The organism is Streptomyces sp. NPDC045701 (assembly GCF_056432045.1).
The window spans coordinates 1-1,717 of the sequence record NZ_JBWKJV010000190.1; the positions used below are offsets into that span (position 1 = coordinate 1).

Here is a 1,717-nt window from a genome sequence, read left to right on the forward strand (position 1 = left end):
CACCGGGCCAGGCACCACGACGTCGGCAAGACGGTCAAACGTGCCGAGTCGATCAAGGAGCACCAAGCCCGCAGAGGTTAAACGTCAAGCTGAGAGTTGGGAGGATCTGTGGCTGCGCACCCAGCGTTCCACGCCCTCACCGCCGCCGCCCTTGCGGCAGCCCGATGGTGGGCAAGCCGCAGCGCAGGCAGGGAGCACGGAGCCAGCGCCGCGAGGGCACCCTGGCGCCGGACACCGCCCCGCCCCGCCCCACCAGCAGCAGCGGTGCTCACGCGCGGGTGGCAGAACTGCATGCTGCGCTCCTCGATCCCACCGCGGTCGACGACGCCACCTACTTCAAGTCGTAGGCAAGAGATGCCCCTCCCCGATCCTCGCAAGGGAGGGGCGTCCGCGGTTCACGTCTGGGTACACGCGCCCTCATGCACGGACAACATGCGCGTCCTACGAGTACTCTGTTCGGCCCGACCTCCAACGCCCAGACACCCGCGCCCGCGCAGGACGGCGTCAAGCACTCCCGCCGTGGCAGGTTCACCGGCCGCCTGAGGCGCCGGATCCTCGCCTACCGGTCGATCGAGTTCCTGTCCTCCCGCATCCCCGGCGACACCAGCCCAGGCGAGGAATGCCTGCTCCTGGTCCACATCCGCAAGGTCGTCGGCCAAGTCCAATACCAGATCTGCACCCACTGCGCCGAGGGCGTCATCACCGACGTGGCCCTCGAGGAGCGCTTTTGCAACACCGGCCTTGGCACCCGCGCGCTCTCCCACCTACGCTCCCGCCACCCCGGCCTGAGCTGGCGCAGCACCCTGAACCAGCGCGCCACACGCGATCTCCTGCGACGCATGCGCGTCCCTACAACGACTACGGCCGGCCTGTGCCCACACACCCGCCAGCCGCTCGCGCCTCCGGTGCCGACCGCTCTGTGACCGCCGCCAACCCGGCGTCCGGCGGTTCCCGCCTGTGATCCCCTACCAGGGGATGCGGGCGCAGAATGGTTTTGCCGCCGCCTGGGGCGGACTCGATGTGCAGGTTGGTGGTGAGCAGATCGGGTCAGCGATCAAGGAGTACGCCGACGACCGGCGCCTTAGGGCCGTTTTCCTGACAGCGTCCCATCCTCAGTGGTGGCCATTTGGTGGGTGCCTGCCGTGTGGAGGGGCGGGTTGACTGGCTGAGCCCCGTTTGTGTGTTCCGCCGTCTCTCACCGAGGTTGTTCTATGTCGCCCTCTCTGCCTGTCGGAGCTGGTTTGGTCGCGGAGCGGGACGCTGGTGGGGTTTTGCGGTGGCGTTCGTTGCGCCGGGTGGCGTTGGCGACGGCGGTGGTGATGGGGGTGTCGGCGGTTCCGGTGGTGTCGGCGGTGGCTGCCGATACGCCGGGCGGGGTGCCGGCGCCGGTGTCGGGTTCGGTTCCGCTGGGTGATGCGGCCGCAGGTGCGCTGGATGAGCGCACGGGCATGTGGCGGATGAGCCTGCCGCTGGTCACCCTCGGCGGGCGTGGGGGTCTGGACGCGTCGGTTTCTTTGTCGTATGACCAGCAGCTGGGGTCGGCGGGGGTGGACCGGCACGGTCTGGGTGCGGGGATGAGTCTGGGGCTGTCGTTTGTGGACACTGAGGGCGGGGTGCGGGTCTTCCCCGCCTCGGGGGGCATGTTCGAAGCCGATGAGGCCTCCGCGACCGGCCTGAAGCGCTACCCGCTGAAAGACCTGGAGTTTGAGCGCAGGGC

3 protein-coding genes are annotated in these 1,717 nt (G+C 69.1%); all 3 read left to right on the forward strand.

All coding sequences use genetic code 11. The features are described from left to right. Window positions 1-164 precede the first annotated feature (164 nt). Window positions 165-347: a hypothetical protein gene (locus AC07DW_RS34335; protein WP_478861508.1), complete on the forward strand. Its 183-nt coding sequence runs from the start codon at window positions 165-167 to the stop codon at window positions 345-347. 72 nt (window positions 348-419) lie between these two features. Further along, window positions 420-923 carry a hypothetical protein gene (locus tag AC07DW_RS34340; protein WP_478861509.1) on the forward strand — a complete coding sequence of 168 codons (504 nt, stop codon included), beginning with the start codon at window positions 420-422 and terminating at the stop codon, window positions 921-923. Between the two features lie 372 nt (window positions 924-1,295). After that, window positions 1,296-1,717: hypothetical protein (locus tag AC07DW_RS34345; protein WP_478861510.1), on the forward strand; the 422-nt coding region annotated here is incomplete at its 3' end.

Excerpts from the sequence above, each read along its gene's own strand:
- AC07DW_RS34335 (WP_478861508.1), top strand. The coding sequence starts at position 165 with ATGGTGGGCAAGCCGCAGCGCAGGCAGGGAGCACGGAGCCAGCGCCGC.
- AC07DW_RS34340 (WP_478861509.1), top strand. The coding sequence starts at position 420 with ATGCACGGACAACATGCGCGTCCTACGAGTACTCTGTTCGGCCCGACC.